Annotated in this window: 19 protein-coding genes and 9 tRNA genes; 9 read left to right on the forward strand and 19 right to left on the reverse strand. The window is 62.9% G+C overall.

Going from position 1 to position 20,998, the window contains the following annotated elements; genetic code table 11:
* Positions 1–17: 17 nt before the first annotated feature.
* The 4 genes from R1T44_RS15415 to R1T44_RS15430 all read left to right on the forward strand — a co-directional run bounded on the left by R1T44_RS15415 (position 18) and on the right by R1T44_RS15430 (position 2,820).
* The gene (locus R1T44_RS15415; protein WP_317292281.1) at positions 18–1,232 is read left to right on the forward strand and encodes a phospholipase A; all 1,215 of its coding nucleotides are present in this window, start codon (positions 18–20) and stop codon (positions 1,230–1,232) included.
* Between the two features lie 442 nt (positions 1,233–1,674).
* Positions 1,675–2,013: a DUF883 family protein gene (locus tag R1T44_RS15420; RefSeq protein WP_082388358.1), complete on the forward strand. Its 339-nt coding sequence runs from the start codon at positions 1,675–1,677 to the stop codon at positions 2,011–2,013.
* The gene (locus tag R1T44_RS15425; RefSeq protein ID WP_043333873.1) at positions 2,013–2,435 is read left to right on the forward strand and encodes a phage holin family protein; all 423 of its coding nucleotides are present in this window, start codon (positions 2,013–2,015) and stop codon (positions 2,433–2,435) included. The genes R1T44_RS15420 and R1T44_RS15425 overlap by 1 nt, the downstream gene beginning before the upstream one ends.
* 34 nt (positions 2,436–2,469) lie before the next feature.
* Positions 2,470–2,820: a YqjK-like family protein gene (locus R1T44_RS15430; RefSeq protein WP_052384593.1), complete on the forward strand. Its 351-nt coding sequence runs from the start codon at positions 2,470–2,472 to the stop codon at positions 2,818–2,820.
* Between the two features lie 95 nt (positions 2,821–2,915).
* Here R1T44_RS15430 and R1T44_RS15435 read toward each other — a convergent pair whose 3' ends face one another.
* A complete protein-coding gene (locus tag R1T44_RS15435) occupies positions 2,916–4,112 on the reverse strand; it encodes an MFS transporter (RefSeq protein ID WP_317292282.1) in 1,197 nt (398 codons plus the stop codon).
* A 246-nt stretch (positions 4,113–4,358) separates the two neighbouring features.
* On the opposite strand from R1T44_RS15435, the gene R1T44_RS15440 reads away from it, so the two are divergent.
* Complete coding sequence (locus tag R1T44_RS15440; RefSeq protein WP_284726692.1) at positions 4,359–5,267, forward strand: LysR family transcriptional regulator; 909 nt, start codon at positions 4,359–4,361, stop codon at positions 5,265–5,267.
* 27 nt (positions 5,268–5,294) lie between these two features.
* Here the strand turns inward: R1T44_RS15440 and R1T44_RS15445 are convergent, their stop codons facing one another.
* From R1T44_RS15445 to R1T44_RS15525, 17 genes are all read right to left on the reverse strand, one after another.
* Complete coding sequence (locus R1T44_RS15445) at positions 5,295–6,491, reverse strand: BaiN/RdsA family NAD(P)/FAD-dependent oxidoreductase (protein WP_284726693.1); 1,197 nt, start codon at positions 6,489–6,491, stop codon at positions 5,295–5,297.
* Positions 6,492–6,671: 180 nt separating this feature from the next.
* A complete protein-coding gene (locus tag R1T44_RS15450; protein ID WP_284726694.1) occupies positions 6,672–8,261 on the reverse strand; it encodes an ABC-F family ATPase in 1,590 nt (529 codons plus the stop codon).
* Positions 8,262–8,355: 94 nt separating this feature from the next.
* Positions 8,356–8,637: a peptidylprolyl isomerase gene (locus tag R1T44_RS15455; RefSeq protein ID WP_043333877.1), complete on the reverse strand. Its 282-nt coding sequence runs from the start codon at positions 8,635–8,637 to the stop codon at positions 8,356–8,358.
* Positions 8,638–8,913: 276 nt separating this feature from the next.
* Positions 8,914–9,001, reverse strand: a tRNA-Ser gene (locus tag R1T44_RS15460).
* 177 nt (positions 9,002–9,178) lie between these two features.
* Positions 9,179–9,766, reverse strand: coding sequence for a YiiD C-terminal domain-containing protein (locus R1T44_RS15465; RefSeq protein ID WP_284726695.1), 588 nt, complete (start codon positions 9,764–9,766; stop codon positions 9,179–9,181).
* 66 nt (positions 9,767–9,832) lie between these two features.
* Positions 9,833–10,393, reverse strand: coding sequence for an NAD(P)H nitroreductase (locus R1T44_RS15470; protein ID WP_054555640.1), 561 nt, complete (start codon positions 10,391–10,393; stop codon positions 9,833–9,835).
* 169 nt (positions 10,394–10,562) lie between these two features.
* Complete coding sequence (gene queF, locus R1T44_RS15475) at positions 10,563–11,441, reverse strand: NADPH-dependent 7-cyano-7-deazaguanine reductase QueF (RefSeq protein ID WP_284726696.1); 879 nt, start codon at positions 11,439–11,441, stop codon at positions 10,563–10,565.
* Between the two features lie 135 nt (positions 11,442–11,576).
* Positions 11,577–12,350: an ABC transporter permease gene (locus tag R1T44_RS15480; RefSeq protein ID WP_043333883.1), complete on the reverse strand. Its 774-nt coding sequence runs from the start codon at positions 12,348–12,350 to the stop codon at positions 11,577–11,579.
* Positions 12,347–13,315 (reverse strand): ABC transporter ATP-binding protein, encoded by a 969-nt coding sequence (locus R1T44_RS15485; protein WP_192837436.1) that lies wholly within the window; start codon positions 13,313–13,315, stop codon positions 12,347–12,349. Before R1T44_RS15485 ends, R1T44_RS15480 begins: the two co-directional genes overlap by 4 nt.
* A gap of 451 nt (positions 13,316–13,766) precedes the next feature.
* Positions 13,767–13,841, reverse strand: a tRNA-Gly gene (locus R1T44_RS15490).
* A 35-nt stretch (positions 13,842–13,876) separates the two neighbouring features.
* Positions 13,877–13,952, reverse strand: a tRNA-Glu gene (locus tag R1T44_RS15495).
* A 31-nt stretch (positions 13,953–13,983) separates the two neighbouring features.
* Positions 13,984–14,058: transfer RNA gene (locus R1T44_RS15500), tRNA-Gly, on the reverse strand.
* Positions 14,059–14,128: 70 nt separating this feature from the next.
* Positions 14,129–14,204: transfer RNA gene (locus R1T44_RS15505), tRNA-Glu, on the reverse strand.
* Between the two features lie 4 nt (positions 14,205–14,208).
* Positions 14,209–14,283: transfer RNA gene (locus R1T44_RS15510), tRNA-Gly, on the reverse strand.
* A gap of 37 nt (positions 14,284–14,320) precedes the next feature.
* Positions 14,321–14,396: transfer RNA gene (locus R1T44_RS15515), tRNA-Glu, on the reverse strand.
* A gap of 4 nt (positions 14,397–14,400) precedes the next feature.
* Positions 14,401–14,475: transfer RNA gene (locus tag R1T44_RS15520), tRNA-Gly, on the reverse strand.
* 26 nt (positions 14,476–14,501) lie between these two features.
* Positions 14,502–14,577, reverse strand: a tRNA-Glu gene (locus R1T44_RS15525).
* A 268-nt stretch (positions 14,578–14,845) separates the two neighbouring features.
* Here R1T44_RS15525 and msrB point away from each other — a divergent pair.
* The 4 genes from msrB to htpX all read left to right on the forward strand — a co-directional run bounded on the left by msrB (position 14,846) and on the right by htpX (position 19,051).
* Complete coding sequence (gene msrB, locus R1T44_RS15530) at positions 14,846–15,268, forward strand: peptide-methionine (R)-S-oxide reductase MsrB (RefSeq protein ID WP_043334292.1); 423 nt, start codon at positions 14,846–14,848, stop codon at positions 15,266–15,268.
* A gap of 233 nt (positions 15,269–15,501) precedes the next feature.
* Positions 15,502–16,479: a ribosome biogenesis GTPase YlqF gene (ylqF, locus tag R1T44_RS15535; protein WP_107336104.1), complete on the forward strand. Its 978-nt coding sequence runs from the start codon at positions 15,502–15,504 to the stop codon at positions 16,477–16,479.
* Positions 16,480–16,717: 238 nt separating this feature from the next.
* A complete protein-coding gene (locus tag R1T44_RS15540; RefSeq protein WP_043334294.1) occupies positions 16,718–17,956 on the forward strand; it encodes a pyridoxal phosphate-dependent aminotransferase in 1,239 nt (412 codons plus the stop codon).
* A 195-nt stretch (positions 17,957–18,151) separates the two neighbouring features.
* Complete coding sequence (gene htpX, locus R1T44_RS15545; protein ID WP_107336103.1) at positions 18,152–19,051, forward strand: protease HtpX; 900 nt, start codon at positions 18,152–18,154, stop codon at positions 19,049–19,051.
* Positions 19,052–19,153: 102 nt separating this feature from the next.
* On the opposite strand, the gene nhaC is transcribed toward htpX, so the two are convergent.
* Complete coding sequence (nhaC, locus tag R1T44_RS15550; RefSeq protein WP_064503312.1) at positions 19,154–20,710, reverse strand: Na+/H+ antiporter NhaC; 1,557 nt, start codon at positions 20,708–20,710, stop codon at positions 19,154–19,156.
* Positions 20,711–20,998: the final 288 nt, after the last annotated feature.

Genomic DNA, 20,998 nt, shown 5'->3' on the forward strand with positions numbered 1-20,998 from the left:
ACCGACAGGATATTTCCATGCCCCTCCGCCTTGCCTCCATCGGATTCCGGTCCGTCCCTGCACGCCTCTCGGGAGTGCTGGCCACAGTACTGCTGGGTGCCGCCGCACCGGCAGCGGCCAACGTGCCCTACACCATGGATGCCGAGGGACGCGTGGTACTGGCCAACGGCAAACGCTTCGCTCCCGAAGCACTGGGCATGACTGCCGCCCAGGCCCGCGCGGGTGCCATGAGCCAGGCTGACTGGCGCGAGCTGGCGGCCTCTGCACCGGGCACGGCGGACGGCGTCGAGAGTGACCCGCGTACCGAGCAGGTCTTCCTCTCCAACCGCGAAGACGCGGATTACGAGCGCTACTCGGCGGAAGCGGCCGAGACCGAGCAGGCAAAAGGCCAGAGCGTCGATGCACCCCTCGATGAAAGCCTGGCCCAGCAGCGTGCCAAGGAACGTGTCGTGCTGGAGAACGACGCCGAGAAGAATCCGCTGGCCATCACCGCCTACAAGCGCAATTACCTGCTGCCCTGGGCCTACAACACCAACCCGGATGCCAACGGCTTTGCCGAAGTCACCCAGGAAGGCGAGGTGGACAAGACCGAGGTGAAATACCAGCTCAGCCTCAAGGTCGAGCTGATGGATGACATCTTCGGTGACAATGGCGACGTGTTCTTCGCTTATACCCAGCGCAGCTGGTGGCAGGCCTACAACTCCGATGCCTCGGCGCCGTTCCGCGAGACCAATTACGAGCCGGAAGCCTTCCTGCAGTTCGACAATCGTTATGAGCTGTTCGGCTGGACCAATACCCGCAACCGCATCGGTTTCGCGCATCAGTCCAACGGCCGTTCCGACCCGCTGTCGCGCAGTTGGAACCGCGTCTACGCCGACATGATGTTCCAGAACGGCGACTGGGCCATCGCGGTCACACCGCACTGGCGCGTGCCGGAGGAGTCCGACGAGGACGACAACCCGGATCTCTACAACTACATCGGCTACGGCGACATCACGGTCGGCTATACCTCCGATCAGCACGAAGTCACCTGGATGGTGCGTGGCAACCCCTCCAAGGGCAACTACGGCAACCAGCTCGACTACTCCTTCCCGCTGTTCGGCAAGGTACGTGGCTACGTGCAGTACTACCACGGCTACGGTGAAAGCCTGATCGACTACGACCACAGCGTGAATCGCTTTGGCCTGGGCTTCTCGATCAATACCTTCTTCGCCGGCTCACCCGAGACCTGATCAAAGAGCTCTGATTAAAGAGTTCTGATAAAAGAACTCGCACGACCCTCCCGCAACGGGCAGCCCAGGCTGCCCGTCTTGCCATCTGCCCTCCGTATGCACCGCCCCCATGTGGACTGCCCATGTGGACCGCCCATGTAGACCTAGTGGCACGTCCATGATCCAGATCATGCCTCCCGCACGTCACATGGCGATATCGTGCTCTGTGCGTGTCTTGCCCTTGTGTTTGTCGCGTTCGACCCCCACGACTTGTGCATGACCACGCAAGACGCGTCATGACGACGTGCTGACGATGCTTGCAGAGAGTCTCGTGCAAGTGGATTCAGGTCATGCCCTGCCGCCTGCGGCGCCCCAGGGAAGAGAGAGTTCGAGAGTCAAGCGCAGACAACACCGCGCTCACCATTCGCGAAATCTGATTCGACATACGGGAAGGAGTTACACCATGGCTATGCAAAAGATCGGCGATCACACCACTTCCGCGACCGGTGCCAACACCGACCAGCTGAAGGAAGATCTGCGCCATCTGTCCCAGACCGTCGAGGAACTGCTGCACGCCTCGGCTGAAGATTCCCGCGAGAGCATGAAGGAAGCCCGCGCCCGCGCCCAGACTCGCCTGGAAGCCACCCGCGCCCGCCTCAGCGCCCAGGGCGATCGCCTCGCCGCCGGCGCGCGCGAATCCGTGGACTGCGCTGATCGCTACGTGCACGACAACCCGTGGACCAGTGTCGGTATCGGCGCGGCCGCCGGTGTCGTCGTCGGCATGCTGCTTGGCCGTCGCTGATGCAGGAGCAAGGGCCGGTTGAACGCGTACTTGGCGCCATCCGACGTCTGACTGCGAGCCTGGTCGAGAGTGGCGAGACGCGCTTGCGTCTCGCCGTGCTGGAGCTCGAGGAAGAGCGCGAACGGCTGTTCGTGATGCTGTTGCTGTCGGGTATCGCCCTGATGCTGATCTGCTTCGGCATCGGCCTGGCGATCCTGCTGGTGGTCGTGGCCTTCTGGGATACCCACCGCCTGCTGGCCATCGCCCTGAGCGGCGGTATCCTGCTGGCATTGGGGGGATTGATCGCCTGGCGCGTCAAGGTGATCGCTTCCCAGCGCAGCCTGCTGCGTTCCACGCTCAGCAACCTGAGCCGTGACAGCGACAGCCTCAAGGATGTGCGTGCCGACGCACTGGAACGCCAGCGCCAACGCGAAAACCTTTGATGCCCCGCCTGCCAGTGCCTGCCAAGGAGGCGAGATGAGTTCTTCCAGACAGTCCCTCGCGCGACGCGAGCCGGCGCTGCCCCCTGTACAGGGGAACGGACGCCGGTCAGCACATCCGCGTGACGCTCGGCGTGCGGAACTCGAAGCACGCATCAGTCAGCAGCGCCTCGATGTCAGCCATGCGATGCGCGAACTCAAGGAGGCCACCGCCCCCATCGACCGCGGCTGGGCCAAGGTCCAGCAATACCGCGGCCCGTTGGTGCTGGTGGGCGGCCTGATCGCGGCGCGGGGCGGGTTCCGGCCAAAGAAGGGCCTGAGCCTGCTCAAGCGCGGGCTGATGAGCTGGGTGATGATTCGCCGTCTGAGAATATTGTTCGACAAATGATCACGGCAATACAGCGAAAGCCCCGCCACCTGGGATTCAGGTGGCGGGGCTTTTTTTCGTCATTGCGACGTGTCGTTCTGTTAACCCTGCCGCGATCAGGCGCTGCGGCTGTCACGCTTGAGCAGATACACGCCCAGATAGAGCACCGCGAAGATCAGCCCCAGCACGGCGGCGGCGCCGAAGACGTTGCTGCCGTCACCGGGCAGGAATTCCAGGAAGGACGTCAGGAACTGTCCCAGGAAGATCGCCATCGTCAGGTAGGAGAGATTGCGACCGCGCACCGAGGTGTGGCTGCGCTCCACCGTCATGTGGTTGAGCAACGGGATCGAGAAGCCGAAGCCCATGCCGGACAACACGGCACCGACGCTCATCAGCGTCATGTTCTCGGCCTGCTGGAAGAGGAACAGGCTGCCGGCATAGAGCAGGAAGGCCAGCACCAGCGTCGGCATCTCACCCAGGGCACGCGACACCTTCGGCATCAGCATCGCCGCGACCACCGCGACCAGCGAAATGCCCGCCAGGAAAATACCGGTGGCCGCTTCATCCAGCCCCAGCAGATTCAAGCGCATCGGTAGCATGACGATGGCGGTGAAGAACAGCGTCAACGAGATGGCCGCGGCCAGGTAGACGCTGGTCAGCGAGGAAGACAAGGCCTCACCGCCGGCATTTCCGCTCTCCTCGGTGGGCGCTTCAGGCGACTGCTTCGGCACCATCATCCACAGCATGGCCAGCAGTACCCAGGCTATCAGATAGAGGGCGAAGGGCCACTGCCAGGCGATCCCCGCCAGCACACCACTGACGAACAGGAAGATCACCCCGCCAAGCTCGATGGACATGCCCTGCTGGGCGATCATCGCCAGACGCGCATGGCCGTGATACCACTCGGAGATCAGCGTGGTGCCGCCCGCCATCACCACGGCGGTCACGCCGCCGAGCAGGATGCGATCGGCGAACACGACGACGGTGCCTTCCAGCAGTGCGCCGCCCGCGCCCAGCACGCCATACAGCAGCAGCCCACCCACCAGCGAGCGATAGGCACCGACACGATCGATCATGCGCCCGGCGATGGGCGCGAACAGCACCGCGCCCAGCGATGGCAGGGTAATCAGCCAGCTGGCATGGCTCTCCACCTCAAGCGCCGAGGCGATGCTCAGAAGCCCCGGCGCGACCACGGTACCCACCATGATGGTCAGACAGGCGATGGCCAGCAGCGTGAAACGGCCGCCGGCAGACAGCGGTTGTGAGGGTCCGCGCGTATCCTGCGCGGCCACTCCACTCGTTGATGTCGTCATATTGGCTCCACTCGAATTCAGAACCCTCCTGTCAGTCGCTACGCGCCCCGCCTTCTCGCTTGCTTGCGTGCTTGCGAGGCAAAACCAGCGGCAAGCAGCAAGAGACAGGAGACGAGGCGAGACGGCAGAGACTGACGAAGGGAGGTTTGGCAGGCCTTCAGACTAGCGAGTGCAGGCTTATAATAGAAATGACAATACTTGATATGACTTATACTGACTGAACATCAATCAGCCACGAGGACCGGCATGGAACTCCGCACACTGAAAACCTTCGTCTCGGTGGCGACGCACAGAAGCTTCTCGGCCGCCGCCCGCGAGCTGCATACCGTGCAACCCGCCATCAGCCGCCAGATCGCCGATCTCGAAGCCGAGCTGGGCGTCAGCCTGCTATGGCGCAATACGCGGGAAGTGAAGGTGACGGCACCGGGGGAGGCATTGCTGGAAGAAGCGCAGCGCATGCTGGCGCTGGAGGCTCAGGCACGCAAGCGCGTGGCGATGGCTGCCAGCGGCCAGACCGGCACACTGCGCATCGGCTACATGAGCTCGGCCTGCGCAAGCTTCGTGCCCGGACTGATGCGCGACTTCGCCAGCGACCATCCCGAGGTCAGCCTGTCATTGCATGAGATGAGCGCCCAGCAGCAGCTGGATGCCTTCGCGCGTGACGAGATCGACATCGGGCTGTCGCGCCCGCTTCCCGGCGAGCAGCGTGACAGCCTGACCGCCCTGGCGGTCTACGAGGATAGGCTGATGGCGGTGGTGCCCGAGGGGCATCGTCTGGCGCACCGCAAGCGACTGGCCCTCAGCGAGCTTGCGCAGGAAGATTTCGTGCTGTTTCAGCGCGGGCAGGCGACGGGGCTGTTCGATCAGATCATCAGTGCCTGCGGCGATGCCGGCTTCTCGCCGCGCATCCAGCGCCAACCGGCCTTGATGCAGACACTGCTCAGTGAGGTGGCGGCGGGACTGGGAGTCGCCATCGCGCCCGGCTGCATTCGCCGCCTGCAACGTGATGGCTGCCAGTTCATTCTCCTGCGCCCGGCACTCGGCGCGGTACCGCTGGAGCTGCACTACCCGACCACACCGGTCCGCCCGGTGATCGAGGCCTTCGTCGCACTGGTCGAGCAGCGCCTGCCCGCCATCCGCCAGCAGATGGCGTGAGCGCGAGTAGTGGCGAGAAGGTGCCGGTCAGCAGTTCAGGCCGCAGGCCACCGCCGAGGACCACGCCCACTGGAAGTTGTAGCCGCCAAGCTCGCCGGTGACATCCAGCACCTCGCCGATGAAGGCCAGCTGCGGCAGATCGCGCACGCTGAAGTCCTTCTGCGAGATGGCATCGGTGACCACGCCACCCATGGTGACCTCGGCGGTGCGCCAGCCTTCGGTGCCCGCCGGCTTGAGCTGCCAGTGATTGAGCGCCTTGGCCAGCTGCTCGAGACGCGCGTTGGAGAGCTCGGCGAGGCTGCGCTCGCTGATGCGACCGGCGTCGGCGTCCTGCCACTCGACCAGCGACTGGGCGAGGCGCTTGGGCAGGCGCTCGCCAAGCCAGGGGCCGATCTGGCGCTTGGGATGCTGCTCGCGCAGGGCGAGCAGCTCGGCATAGGCATCCACGCCCGGCAGCAGATCGATGTCCAGCGGCTGACCGGGTGTCCACCAGCTGGAGGCCTGCAGCATCGCCGGACCGGAAAGCCCGCGATGGGTGATCAGCATCGGTTCGCGATAATGGCCCTTGCCGGCGGTGACGCTGACGTCACAGGCAAGCCCTGACAGCGGCGACAGACGCTCCCTCCACTGCGAGGTCAGCGTGAACGGCACCAGCGCGGCGTAGGTATCGGTGACCTCGAGCCCGAACTGGCGCGCGATGTCGTAGCCGAAGCCGGTCGCGCCCAGCGTCGGAATCGACATGCCGCCGGTGGCCACCACCACGCGCCCTGCCGTGTGCGTGCCATTGCTGGTCTCGACCCGCATGCCCTCGCCCGCGCGCTCCAGCGAGGTGATGCGCGTACTCAGGCGAATCTCCGCTCCGGCCCATTCACATTCCGTCATCAGAATCGCCAGCAGGTCCTTGGCGGAATCGGCGCAGAACAGCTGTCCCGGCTTCTTCTCGACGTGCTCCAGCCCATGACGCTCCACCAGTTCCAGGAAATGGTGCGGCGTGTAGCGCTTGAGCGCCGAGATGCAGAAATGCGGATTGCGTGAGAAGAAGTTGGCTGGGCCGGCATCCAGATTGGTGAAGTTGCAGCGCCCCCCGCCGGACATCAGGATCTTCTTGCCGGCCTTGTTGGCGTGGTCCAGCACCAGCACGCGCTTGCCCTGATAGCCTGCCGTGGCGGCACACATCAGGCCTGCCGCGCCTGCGCCGATGATGATGACGTCATATGTGGCCATGCGAGACACTCCGTGAAGCGAAGAAAGGAAAGGAAATCGGCTGTGCAGACACACGCGGGCCGGCATTCTACCAGAAGCCTGCCGCAGCCAGCGGCCGGAGATGGAAACAAGACACCCCCACCGTCAGAGACGATGAGGGTGTCTTGTCAGACCGGGCAGACTAGCCAGTCACGGCGTGTCTCAGACGATGACGCCCTGGCTGCGCAGGTAGTCGTCATAGGTGCCGGAGAAGTCGACCACGCCATCGGCCTTCAGCTCGATGATGCGAGTGGCCAGCGAGCCGACGAATTCACGGTCGTGGCTGACGAAGATCAGGGTGCCCGGGTAGTTTTCCAGCGCGAGGTTGAGTGCCTCGATGGACTCCATGTCCAGGTGGTTGGTCGGCTCATCCATCACCAGCACGTTGGGCTGCTTGAGGATCAGCTTGCCGAACAGCATGCGGCCCTGCTCGCCACCGGAGATGACCTTGACCGACTTCTGGATGTCGTCATTGGAGAACAGCATGCGACCCAGGGTGCCACGCACGACCTGCTCGCCGCCGCCGGTCCACTGTGCCATCCAGTCGTAGAGGCTCATGTCGTTGGCGAAGTCATGGGCGTGGTCCTGCGCGTAGTAGCCGATGTCCGCGGCGTCAGTCCACTTCACTTCACCGGCGTCCGGGTACATCTCGCCGACCAGGGTGCGCAGCAGCGTGGTCTTGCCGATGCCGTTCGGGCCGATGATGGCGACACGCTCACCGGCGGCGACCGTGAAGCTGAAGTTCTCGAACAGGGTGTTGCCGTCGAAGCCCTTGGAGAGCTTGTCGATCATCACCGCATTGTTGTGAACCTTCTTGGTCTGCTCGAAGCGGATGAACGGGCTGACGCGGGAGGACGGCTTGATCTCGTTGAGCTGGATCTTGTCGATCTGCTTGGCACGCGAGGTCGCCTGCTTGGCCTTGGAGGCGTTGGCGGAGAAGCGGCTGACGAAGGACTGCAGCTCGGCGATCTGCGCCTTCTTCTTGGCGTTGTCGGCCTGCAGCTGTTCGCGCGCCTGGGTGGCGGCGGTCATGTACTCGTCGTAGTTGCCCGGGAACAGGCGCAGCTCACCGTAATCCAGGTCCGCCATGTGGGTGCAGACACTGTTCAGGAAGTGACGGTCGTGCGAGATGATGATCATGGTGCTGGAACGCGCGGTCAGCACACCTTCCAACCAGCGGATGGTGTTGATGTCCAGGTGGTTGGTCGGCTCATCGAGCAGCAGGACGTCAGGATCGGAGAACAGCGCCTGCGCCAGCAGCACGCGCAGTTTCCAGCCCGGCGCGACTTCACTCATCGGCCCCAGGTGCTGTTCGATGGGGATGTCGAGGCCCATCAGCAGCTCACCGGCACGCGCTTCGGCGGTATAGCCATCCAGCTCGGCGAATTCGACCTCGAGGTCGGCAACCTTCATGCCGTCTTCCTCGCTCATCTCCGGCAGCGAGTAGATGCGGTCACGCTCGGCCTTGACCACGGCCAGACGCTCGTGGCCCATGATGACGGTGTCGAGCACCGTGTATTCCTCATAGGCGAACTGGTCCTGACGCAGCTTGCCCAGACGGATGTTGGGCTCGAGCATGACGTGACCACCGGACGGCTCCAGATCGCCACCGAGAATCTTCATCATGGTCGACTTGCCGCAGCCGTTGGCGCCGATCAGGCCGTAGCGATTGCCACGCCCGAACTTGGCGGAGACGTCTTCAAACAGCGGCTTGGCACCGAACTGCATGGTGAGATTGGCGGTAGAGATCACGAGGGAATATCCGTTTGAAATGAAAAAGGTGGGCGGTGACGAAGTGTCACGCTGGCGCCGGGAAATACGGGGAGCGGCAAAGGACTGGCAGGCATCAGCCGCGGAAGAAGACTTCCAGCAGGTGATAGCCGAACTTGCTCTTCAGCGGCCCCTGCAGGGTATTGAGCGGCCCCTTGAAGATGGCGCGATCAATGCCGCCGACCATCTGGCCGGGGCGCACTTCGCCCAGGTCACCGCCCTGCTTGCCGGAGGGACAGGTGGAGTGCTTCTTCGCCAGTTTCTCGAACGGCTGGCCGCGCTCCAGTGACTGCTTGAGACGCTGCGCCTCGGCCTCGGTCTTCACCAGAATGTGGCGTGCCATGGCAATACGAGCCATCTCATGTCCTCTTGCAGGCGGAATCGGTCTTGCCTCACGCCATCTCGTGCCCCGGGCATCCCGGAGGCGGGCCCGACGTCACCCGAGCACGCCCCTGACGACATGACAGCTGTCATGACGTTCGATCAGGCGTTCGGGGAAGGTGTGACAGGCGATGGGGTGAGTCTGAAGGCGGGCATGATAACAGCTCAGGATGACAGACGCTGCAGTGCAAGCTCGATAGCTCGCTCAGAAACGCGAAAAGCCCGCATCGTGAGATGCGGGCTTTTCTGAATCTGGTGGAGGGGGAGGGATTCGAACCCTCGAAGCCTTTCGACTTACACACTTTCCAGGCGTGCTCCTTCGACCACTCGGACACCCCTCCAGATCAGTGCTCTCATTGGTCACCCGACTGCGTCGTGTTTCCCTTGAGAACGCGGCGTATATTATCGATAACCTTCGAGTGGCGCAAGCCTTTTTTTCCAAAAACTTTCAGATAGATAGCGTCAGCGCTCTCGCCCTACGCTCCACCCTGCGCACTGTGCCGAGACCGCACTCGTCGTCACGGCCCCAGCACCACGTAATCGCCGCGGGCCTCGAAACACAGTCGTGGAGCGGGCTGCCCTTCGACCTGACACCACAGCTGCTGGGTCAGCGACAGTCGCGCTCGCCGCCCTGCCGCCAGGCGCTCGCCCACCTCGTCCAGCGCTGCCATGTCATCCGGCGCGCAGATGATGTGATAGTCGCCACTGACCGGGGCCAGAAACCGCTGGCTGGCCTGCGACACCACGATATCGCGCTGGATACCGCGGGCACGCAGCCAGAGCGTCAGCCAGCTCCAGCCACACAGGGTCGCCTCGAGACTCATGGCGCCGCCGAAGGCGGTGCCCTTGTCATTGAGATTGGGCGGCAGACGCAGGTGCCAGCTCAGCTGACCCGTCGAGCGCTCGGACTCTGACCACTGCATCTCGACAAGCCCCAGATGAGCAGCCAGCGGGATTGCCTGCGTCAGCCAGCCACGAAACCGTGACAGGTCGTCGCTGACCGGCGCCGCGAGACTGCCCGGCTGCCCCTGCGCATCACGTGGCAGAGGCAACGGTGGCCAGGCCTCACCACTCAGGCGCGACGGCTCATTTCGCGTCTCACTCACTCAGCGTCTCTCTCATCAAGGGCCTCGCTCAGCGCTGCTCATCAAGGGCCTCGCTCATGCAGCATTTCACTGCCAGCGTTCGACGAAGTCGGCACTGTTGCGGTTCGGCAATGGCTTGAGGCGTCCGCCCGGAGTGCCGAGATAGAGGAAGCCGACCAGCTCATCCTGCTCGCCCATGCCCAGCCCTGCGTGCACGATGGGGTCAAAGGCGTAGCCGCCGGTGCGCCACATGCCACCGAGCCCCTGGGCCTGAGCGGCATACAACATGGCGTGAGCGGCACAGCCGGCACTGACCACCTGCTCGACACGCGGCACCTTGGGGTGGTCCGGCGTGACCCTGGCGATCACCGCGATCACCATCGGCGCACGCAGCGGCTTCTTGCTGGCAGCGGCCTGGGCGGCCTCGTCACCCGCCGGCGACTTGTTGCGCTCCGCCTCGGCGAACAGCTCGCCGAGGCGCTCAAGCCCGCCACCCGTGAATTCGATGAAGCGCCAGGGCGTCAGCTCGGCGTGGTCCGGCGCGCGCAGGGCGGCCTGATAGATGGCCTCCATCTGCTCAGCGCTCGGGGCCGGCGCCATCAACTTGCCCATGGAATTGCGTTCATGCAGTAACGTCAGCGCGTCCATCGTCTCTCCTGTCACAGACTTAAGATAAGAATGATTCTCACACTAGCATGTCGCCGGTACGCCGTCTCATCACTCGCTGCTATCTACCTGATTGGCAAGGCGCTATCTGGTTGGCGAGGCGCTATCTGATTGGCGAGGCACTACCTGATTGGCAAGGCAACGGAGACGACTACTGCCGGGAGAGACGCAGCGGCAGGCTGGCGCGGGCCTCGGCCTCGAGATCCGCCGTGGCGCGCCACGGGCTGATATCCAGACCGCCACGCCGCACATAGCGCGCCATCACCAGCAGAGACTCAGGCTTCACGCGCGCCATCAGGTCGACGAACAGGTGCTCGACGCAGTGCTCATGGAAATCCTGGTGCTGGCGATAGCTGATCAGATAGGCCAGCAGGCGCTCGCGGTCGATACGCGGGCCGCGATAACGGATCCACACACTGCCCCAGTCCGGCTGGCCGGTGACCGGGCAGTTGGACTTGAGCAGGTGGCTGTGCAGGTCTTCGCTGACGATGTCGGCGTCATCGGCGCTGAGCAGCTCGGGCGACGGCGTGTAGTGCTCGACGCTGATCGGCAAGTCATCGAGGCACTCTCCCGGCAGGCGCCCGACGTCCAGCTCGCTATCGTCCAGCTTCAGCAGACGCACCTCGACCGGCGCACCGGCCGCGGCGACGAGGTCACGCTCCAGCGTTGCCTGCACCGCTGCCTGATCGGGGAAACGGCTCTGATTGAGACTGTTGAGATAGAGCTTCCAGGACTTGGATTCGATCAGGTTCGGCGAGGCTGCCGGCAGGCGAAAACGTGCCACGCGCACCCACGGCTTGCCGGCCTCATCCAGCCAGGAGACTTCAAAGGCGTGCCACTCATCCTCACCGACGAACGGCAGCGCCGCGTCATCGATGCCGATGGGGCCACGATTGGCCGCCCGCGCGATGGGGAACAGCAGGCTGGCATCGTAGTGCTCGGGATAGGCGGACTCTCGCCCGAGTGGGGCGTCCTTGAGGGTCTCAGGGCGCGCCTCGTCGGGCACGTTGACGGCAGTGGGGTGAGCCATGACAGCACTCCAGTGAAATAGGCCAATAAAGCATCGATATCAGGGGCGCAGACAGCAGAACGCCGGCAGAGAAGCCGGCGTTGCATGCACTGGCGCGATAGCACGCATCTTACCATCATCGTCTGGACGACACCTTCAGCTGCGGATGCCCTTGCCACGCTCCAGCAGCCACAGCGCGAAGGCGAACAGGCCGATGATGAAGGCCACGATGGCGGCCATCGCCGGGCCGACACTGATGTCCGAGACGCCCAGAATGCCGTAGCGGAAGGTGTTGACCATGTAGAGGATCGGGTTGGCCAGCGACACCGTCTGCCAGAATTCCGGCAGCATGTGGATGGAATAGAAGACGCCCCCCAGGTAGGTCAGCGGCGTGAGCACGAAGGTCGGAATGATCGAGATGTCATCGAACTTGCGCGCGAACAGCGCATTGATGAAGCCACCGATGGAGAACAGCAGCGCCGTCAGCACCACGACCATGATGGTCAGGAAGGGGTGATGGATATCGAGGTCCGTGAACAGGAAGGCCACGGCGGTCACGATGATGCCGACTCCCAGCCCGCGCACGGCGCCACCGATGATGTAGCCGAGCAGGATGATCCACGAGGGCAGTGGCGAGACCATCAGCTCCTCGATGCTGCGCTGGAACTTGTTGGAGAAGAATGACGAGGCCACGTTGGAATACGAGTTGGTGATCACCGACATCATGATCAGCCCCGGCACGATGTAATCCATGTAGCTGATGCCATCCATGGTGCCGATGCGCGAGCCGATGAGATTGCCGAAGATGACGAAATAGAGCGTCATGGTGATGGAAGGCGGCAACAGCGTCTGCGGCCAGATGCGCGTGAAACGACGGACTTCCTTGACGACGATGGTGACCAGAGCCACCCATAGCTGACGGGGGTTCACTGCGTGATCTCCTTGGCAACATTGGAGGCGATACCGCTTTCGGCGTTGGAACGCTCGACCAGGTCGACGAACAGCTCCTCGAGACGATTGGCACGATTGCGCATCGACACCACGGTGATGCCGGCCCGATCCAGCGCCGCGAAGGCGGTATTGATCGACTGGCCCTTGCGCACGGCGAGCGCCAGCTGCTGAGGGTCACTCAAGGAAACCTCGAACCCGGCAATCACCGGCGCCTTGGTCAGCGGCTCACGAATGTCGAGCAGGAAGGTTTCCGCATCCAGCTCCTTGAGCAGCTCACGCATGCTGGTGTCATGCACGATCTCGCCATGATTGATGATAGCGATGTTGCGGCACAGGCTCTCGGCCTCTTCCAGGTAATGCGTGGTGAGGATGATGGTGGTGCCCTCCTCACGATTGATGCGGCGCATGAACTCCCACATCGAGCGGCGCAATTCGATATCCACACCGGCCGTCGGCTCATCGAGAATCAACAGACGCGGCTTGTGAATCAGCGCACGGGCAATCATCAGACGGCGCTTCATGCCACCGGACAGCATGCGTGAGGGGGTGTCGCGCTTGTCCCACAGCCCGAGGTCCCTGAGCAGGCGCTCGGCACGCGGGCGCGCTTCCTTCATCGGCATGCCGTAATAACCCGCCTGGGTCATCACGATGTCCTGCACCTTCTCGAACTGATTGAAATTGAACTCCTGCGGCACGACACCGAGGTGATACTTGGCCTTCGAGAAGTCCTTGTCGATATCGATTCCGTAGATCTCGACCTTGCCTGCAGTCTTCTGCACCAGCGAACTCACCACGCCGAGGGTCGTGGACTTGCCGGCCCCATTGGGGCCCAGCAGCGCGAAGAAATCGCCCTCGGGAACGTCAAGATCAATCCCCTTGAGCGCCTCAAAACCGTTGCCGTAGACCTTGGTCAGGCCACGGATAGACAAGGCAGGTCGTGACATCGGACACCTGTAATCGATTGACGCTGTCAGCCAGCACAGCAGAAAAGACGCATCTGAGAACAATTGCGCAACAGTGATGGCACCGTTTCGCCGTCCGCGAACATGAAAATCAGACGCAAGATATTGGATGCGCATGGTAACGCATTCGGCGCTGCCACATCAGACACACGGCAGAAAGGCATTAGTGCGCCACGGGAAACAAGCAGAGGGAGAAAATCACGCGGGGAAAGCACCAGCGAGCGGCACAGAACAGGGCGGGGAGGAATTTCAGGCACAAAAAAATCGCCAGTTACGTAACACGATGATCGTGTCTGTCAGGCGATGGCGTACTGCTATGTCATGCTTCAGCTTGCAACGTCACATTCGACTGGAGCGGAAAACGAGATTCGATCGGACTGGCTTACCATCGGACTGGCGTTCCAGATCGCGACCTATCATTGCGCTTTTCGACTGGAGCGGGAAACGAGATTCGAACTCGCGACCCCAACCTTGGCAAGGTTGTGCTCTACCACTGAGCTATTCCCGCCTGTCGAAACACAAAAACTGCGGCGTAAAACAGAATGGCGTCCCATAGGGGGTTCGAACCCCTGTTACCGCCGTGAAAGGGCGGTGTCCTGGACCACTAGACGAATGGGACACACGTTAGAAAAAGCCATGCTTAATCTAAATGGAGCGGGAAACGAGATTCGAACTCGCGACCCCAACCTTGGCAAGGTTGTGCTCTACCACTGAGCTATTCCCGCACCGGGTGTCATGAACCTGTGCTCACGACATCTGTCTTACTGCTGGCTTGCCACACCATCATGCTCTGCATGGCGTCCCATAGGGGGTTCGAACCCCTGTTACCGCCGTGAAAGGGCGGTGTCCTGGACCACTAGACGAATGGGACGTACTGGAGCGGGAAACGAGATTCGAACTCGCGACCCCAACCTTGGCAAGGTTGTGCTCTACCACTGAGCTATTCCCGCAACACAAGCAGATCATGCGACCACACAAGACCGAATATGGCGTCCCATAGGGGGTTCGAACCCCTGTTACCGCCGTGAAAGGGCGGTGTCCTGGACCACTAGACGAATGGGACACACTGGAGCGGGAAACGAGATTCGAACTCGCGACCCCAACCTTGGCAAGGTTGTGCTCTACCACTGAGCTATTCCCGCACTCCGGTCTCTACGCTGCAAGAAAGTGGCGTCCCATAGGGGGTTCGAACCCCTGTTACCGCCGTGAAAGGGCGGTGTCCTGGACCACTAGACGAATGGGACGTAACGTTCTTGCCTCGTCGAGGTGGCGCGTATATTACAAAGACCCTCCCCCTTCGTCAACCCCCTGCTTCAACAGGATTTTTCCGGCGTTGGCCAAGTGCATCCACCACATGCTTGTGGTCACGCCCTGACGCCCGCATTCTTGGGGTATGTACCGGGTTTCGCGTGAAGACCGGCAGTCACTCTTTTCGAATTGCCGCGCAGGAGAACTTGCTTGCAGGTTCACACGAGCGCCATTCGAGAAACGCATAGATAGAGAGAAGAGATCATGAGCGAACAAGACCCGCAGACTCAGGACAAGTTGATTCGCAGTGAAGAGGAGTGGCGCAAGCGCCTGACGCCGGAACAATACCGGGTGACGCGCGAGGCAGGGACCGAGCGCCCCTTCACTGGCGATCACGAAGTCAGCCCGACGCCGGGTACCTATCACTGCATCGCCTGTGACGCCAAGCTGTTCGACAACGACACCAAGTTCGACTCCGGCTGTGGCTGGCCGAGCTTCGACCGCCCCTATGCCGATGCCGCCGTCGAGGAGCACTTCGATACCAGCCATGGCATGCGTCGCGTGGAAGTGCGCTGTCGCCGCTGCGAGTCCCACCTGGGGCACGTCTTCCCGGATGGCCCGACTGACACCGGTCAGCGCTACTGCATCAACTCCGTCGCGCTGCGCTTCAAGCCGATACGCGCCTGACGCCCGGGACATCGAGAGTCGATAGAGGCGCTGGGCAGTGATGACCGGATAGTGCGCCTCCATGGCCAGGCCGCCTCTGATAGAATGCGTCGCCATACGCGTCCCCTCCTCTCCCGCATGCCATGTAGCGCCATCACTGATGGATGAGCGCCTTTCCTGGCATGCGGGAAGAAGGAGGCAGGACAGAGGTGACAGAACAACCGTCATACCCCTGACGGCAGGAGAGAAGCGACATGCTGGGCTGGTATCCGGGACATATGCACAAGGCACGCCGTCAGATAAAGGACGCGCTGCCCGAGATCGACGTGGTCATCGAAGTCCTCGATGCCCGCCTCCCCTACTCCAGCACCAATCCGGTGCTGTCCGAACTGACCCGCCACAAGCCGGTACTCAAGCTGCTGTCTCGCGCCGATCTGGCGGACCCGGCACGCACCCGCGAGTGGGTCGAGTATTTCGATGCCCTGCCCAACACTCGTGCACTGGCGATCACCACGCTTGAGGCGCGTGACCTCAAGCAGATTCCGCGCCTGTGTCGCGAGATGGCCGGTCATATCCGCGTCGATCGTGACGCGCGCGTGATGGTGATGGGCATCCCCAACGTCGGCAAGTCGACGCTGATCAATGGCCTGGCGGGTCGCAAGATCGCCAAGACCGGCAACGAGCCCGCCGTCACCAAGCGCCAGCAGAAGATTCGCATCGACGGTGGCATCGCCCTGATCGATACCCCCGGGGTGATGTGGCCGAAGATCGAGGACCAGGCCAGCGCCTATCGTCTGGCCGGCAGTGGCGCGATCCGTGACACCGCCATCGATTACACCGATGTGGCGGTGATCGTCGCGGCGGAGCTGGCCAGGCGCTATCCCACGGAGCTGACCGCACGCTACAAGCTGAAGTCACTGCCGGCCTACAGCGCCAACCCTGACGCCGAGCGAGTCGAGAGTGATGGCCCGCGCAAGGTCGATCTGATGGCGCTGTCCGGCTTCAATGGGGTCGCGATTCTGGAAGAGATCGCCAGCAAGCGCGGCGGCCTGCGTGCCGGTGGCATCATCGACCTGCACCGCGGTGCCGAGGTACTGCTGCATGAACTGCGCGACGGCAAGCTTGGGCGCCTGACACTGGAAACACCCGCAGACATTCCTGCCGAGCCGGTGCCGGAAGCCAGTGGCGAGACGGAAGATGGAGCCGAAACGCGTGAGCAAGAGAGCGAATAACGCTACCAGAACAAGGCGCTAACGCGACTCTCGCCTGACTCCCGCCCGCGGGAGGCGCTTGAATGCCAGTTGAAAATCCCGCCAGAAAACCTCTGGCGGGATTTTTTTCTGCCTGAACATCTCAAACCACAAATTTAACCACGCTATTGGCCCTTGGCCGTGGCGCGGCAGGCCAGCGGCGCGATATGCTGGACGCTCGCCCCTACACCTTACGTGACGGAGATCTACGGAAAGCATCATGGATACCGAGCAAAGAAAGCCCCGCGAAATTCGCAAGTCACACAAGCTGGACAACGTCTGCTATGACATTCGCGGGCCGGTTCTCGAACACGCCAAGCGTCTCGAGGACGAGGGCCATCGCATTCTCAAGCTCAATATCGGCAACCCGGCGCCCTTCGGCTTCGAGGCACCGGAAGAGATTCTGCAGGACGTGATGCGCAACCTGCCGACAGCGCAGGGCTATTGTGATTCCAAGGGGCTTTACTCTGCGCGCAAGGCGATCATGCAGGAGTGCCAGCGCAAGGATATCCAGGGTGTCGGGATCGAGGACATCTACGTCGGCAACGGCGTCTCGGAATTGATCGTGCTGGCCATGCAGGCATTGCTCGATGATGGCGACGAGCTGCTGGTGCCGGCGCCGGATTACCCGCTATGGACTGCTGCCGCCAACCTGGCCGGTGGCCGCGCCGTGCACTATCTGTGTGACGAAGCGCAGGACTGGGCCCCCTCCATCGAGGACATCCGCGCCAAGGTGACCAGCCACACCAAGGGCATCGTGCTGATCAACCCGAACAACCCGACCGGCGCGGTCTACCCGCCCGCGGTGGTGAAGGACATCCTGCAGGTCGCGCGCGAATTCGGTCTGGTGGTGTTCTCTGACGAGATCTACGACAAGATCCTCTATGACGGTACCGAGCACGTCTCCACCGGCGCGCTGGCCGATGATCTGCTGGTCGTGACCATGAACGGCCTGTCCAAGAGCTACCGCTGCGCGGGCTTCCGCTCCGGCTGGATGATTCTCTCCGGCGACAAGCGCCCGGCGGCCGACTTCATCTCCGGCCTCGACATGCTGGCCAGCATGCGCCTGTGCGCCAATGTGCCGGCGCAGCACGCCATCCAGACGGCGCTCGGCGGCTATCAGTCGATCAATGACCTGGTACTGCCGGGCGGACGCCTGCTGGCCCAGCGTGACGCGGCCTGGAAGAAGCTCAACGAGATTCCCGGCGTCAGCTGCGTGAAGCCCAAGGGCGCGCTCTACATGTTCCCGCGGCTCGACCCCGAGATGTATCCCTTCGAGGACGACCAGCAGATGGTGCTGGAGCTGTTGCTGGAAGAGAAGATGCTGCTGGTGCAGGGTACCGCCTTCAACTGGCCGAATCCGGACCACCTGCGCATCGTCACCCTGCCCTACGCCGACCAGCTGGAAGAAGCCATCGAACGCCTCGGCCGCTTCCTGGCGCGACGTCGCAAGGCCTGACGTCGGCCCAGCCCCCGTGATCAAGGGGCTACGCAGGTCACCTCCAGTGGTGATACCTTGCTGTCCTTGCAGACCGTCCTTGCAGACTGTCGACGCAAATTCTGCCCACGCTGCCGCCAGTGATTCATCTCACTGTCAGTATCGCGGGCAGATAATTGCGCCCTACCGATATATTGGCATTGGAGACCTGACCCCATGATGCGGATAGCCCTTTTCCTGATCACCAACCTGGCGGTGGTGCTGCTGGCCAGTGTCACGCTGCGCCTGCTGGGCTTCGATGGCTACATGGAAGCCAACGGCATCAACTACACGGCGCTGCTGATCTTCTGCTTCATCATCGGCATGGCCGGTTCCGTGATCTCGCTGTTCCTGTCCAAGACGATGGCCAAGTCCTCGACCGGCACCGTGATCATCGAACAGCCGCAGAACGACACCGAGCGCTGGCTGCTGGACACCGTCGGTGAGCTGGCGCGCGACGCTGGCATCAAGATGCCGGAAGTCGGCATCTTCCCGGCGCAGCAATCCAATGCCTTCGCCACCGGCTGGAACCGCAATGATGCGCTGGTCGCCGTCTCGGCCGGCCTGCTCAATCGCATGCGCCCCGAGGAGGTGCGCGCCGTGCTGGCGCACGAGATCGGCCACGTCGCCAATGGCGACATGGTGACGCTGACGCTGATCCAGGGCGTGGTGAACACCTTCGTGATGTTCTTCGCGCGTATCGCCGCACACGCCATCGACGCCTTCCTCAAGCGCGATGACGAGAACGGCGGCCTGGGCTTCTTCGGCTACATGGCGGTCGTGTTCGTGCTGGAAATGGTGCTGGGCCTGGTGGCCTCGATGATCGTCGCCTGGTTCTCGCGCTGGCGCGAATACCGTGCCGATGCCGCAGGCGCAGGCCTGGCGGGCAGCGGCTCGATGATCAATGCCCTGGCTCGCCTCAAGCAGGAACATGAGCTGCCGGACCAGATGCCCGACACCATGACCGCCTTCGCCATCACCACCGGCAAGAGCCGCAAGCTGATGGAGCAACTGTTCGCCAGCCACCCGCCGCTGGATGACCGTATCGCCGCGCTCAAGGCCGCTGCCTACAAGTAAGCTCCGCCAATCCTGCACGGCCTGATTGGCCCCTGCAGACAGCAAAAAGCCCGCCACGTGATCCACGTGGCGGGCTTTTTCTCTTTATCCCTCAGGGCTGAGTCAGCGTGACTCCGAGGTCTCGTGGGGCGTATCCAGCACCAGCGACTCGGCCAGCGGCGTCGGCTCCACGCCTTCAGCTCCCTCGCCCTCCTCAAGGCGCTCCAGCTTGAAGCCGACCATGGCGTAGGCCACCGCCAGCGCCAGATTGATCAGGTTGAACAGCGCAAAGGGCAGGTAGCTCAAGGTCGCGACGCCCAGGGTGGCCGCCATGTAGGCACCGCAGCTGTTCCAGGGGATCAGCGGCGAGGTGATGGTGCCGGAGTCTTCCAGCGCGCGTGACAGGTTGACCGGCGCCAGGCGGCGACGACGGAACTCGGCGCGATACATGCGCCCCGGCAAGATGACCGAGATGTACTGATCGCCGGTCACCACGTTGGAGGCCAGGCAGGTGCCCAGCGTGGTGATGACCAGCGAACCGGCGTTGCGTGTCGCGCCCAGAAGGCTCTGCACCAGACGCTCCAGCAGACCGAGGCGTTCGATCACGCCGCCGAAGGTCATCGCCGACAGGATCAGCCACACGGTGTTGAGCATGCTGCTCATGCCGCCCTTGGACAGCAGCGAGTCGATCACCTCATCACCGCTGTGGGAAACATAGCCATCGAACATCGACATCCACACGCCCTTGAGCAGCGCCATGGCGGTGGACATGTCAGTGACGCTTGCCAACCCCACCACCGCCTGCGGCTGGAAGATGACCGCGAAGACGGCGCCCAGCGCCGCGCCGATGAAGATGGCCGGGAAGGCGGGCATCTGACGCACGGCCATCACCAGCAGCACCAGGAGCGGAATCAGCAGGTGCAGGCCGATGTTGAACTGCTCGCCCAGCTGGGCACGCAGATTGGCGACCTGTTCCGGCGTCTGCAGGCTGGAGACGGAGTCATGGCCGAGCCACAGAAAGCCTGCCAGCGCGAGCAGGATGCTGGGCACGGTCGTCCACAGCATGTGACGAATATGCGCGAACAGCGTGGTGCCGGCCGCTGCCGGCGCCAGATTGGTGGTATCGGACAGCGGCGAGAGCTTGTCACCGAAGTAGGCCCCGGAAATCACCGCGCCGGCGGTGATCGCCTCGGATAGCCCCAGGCCATCGGCGATGCCGATCAGGCCGATGCCGATGGTACCGGCGACCGTCCACGAGCTGCCCACCGACAACGCCACCAGCGCGCACAGCAGACAGGCGGAGGCATAGAAGTACTGCGGCGCGATCACGTCCAGACCGTAATAGATCATCGCCGGCACGGTGCCACCGAGAATCCAGGTGCCGATCATCGCGCCGACCGCCAGCAGGATCAGGATCGCACCCAGCGAGATCTGGATGCCCTTGTTGATCCCCTCTTCGATATCGCTCCAGCGATAGCCGTTCTTGAGACCGATCAGGCCCGCGATCATCGCGCCGGACAGCAGCGCGACCTGATTGGGCCCCCAGGAGGCATCGGCACCGAACAGCACCACCGCCAGCACCAGCATGGCGATGACCAGCACGATGGGAATCAGGGCATCCAGCAGAGAAGGCGGACGATAGCCGCTGTCCTCAGCAGAGTTATCAGGGTGTTGTTGCATTCAAGACACCATCTTCAAGAAATGAGGACGCCGACACGCCGCGTGGTGACGGGCATGGCAGAAGACACGGAGAATGGGGAGCAACGCCGCAGCGTCAGGCGGGGCATGCCGTCAAGGCCAGCCCCGGCGCGTGTCGCCAGGCGATCTGGGGCGCATTATATCGACCAAGGTCGAAGACCGAAACGGTCGGGATTCAGGCATGCGGCAAGGTCGTCGTCCATCAGGCGACCTCCACAATGCGAACGCCCCCGCCAGCAGGGCTGACAGGGGCGTTCCAGGGGGCCTTGC

The sequence above is a fragment of the Cobetia amphilecti genome (genome assembly GCF_032923285.1).
Taxonomy (GTDB): domain Bacteria; phylum Pseudomonadota; class Gammaproteobacteria; order Pseudomonadales; family Halomonadaceae; genus Cobetia; species Cobetia amphilecti.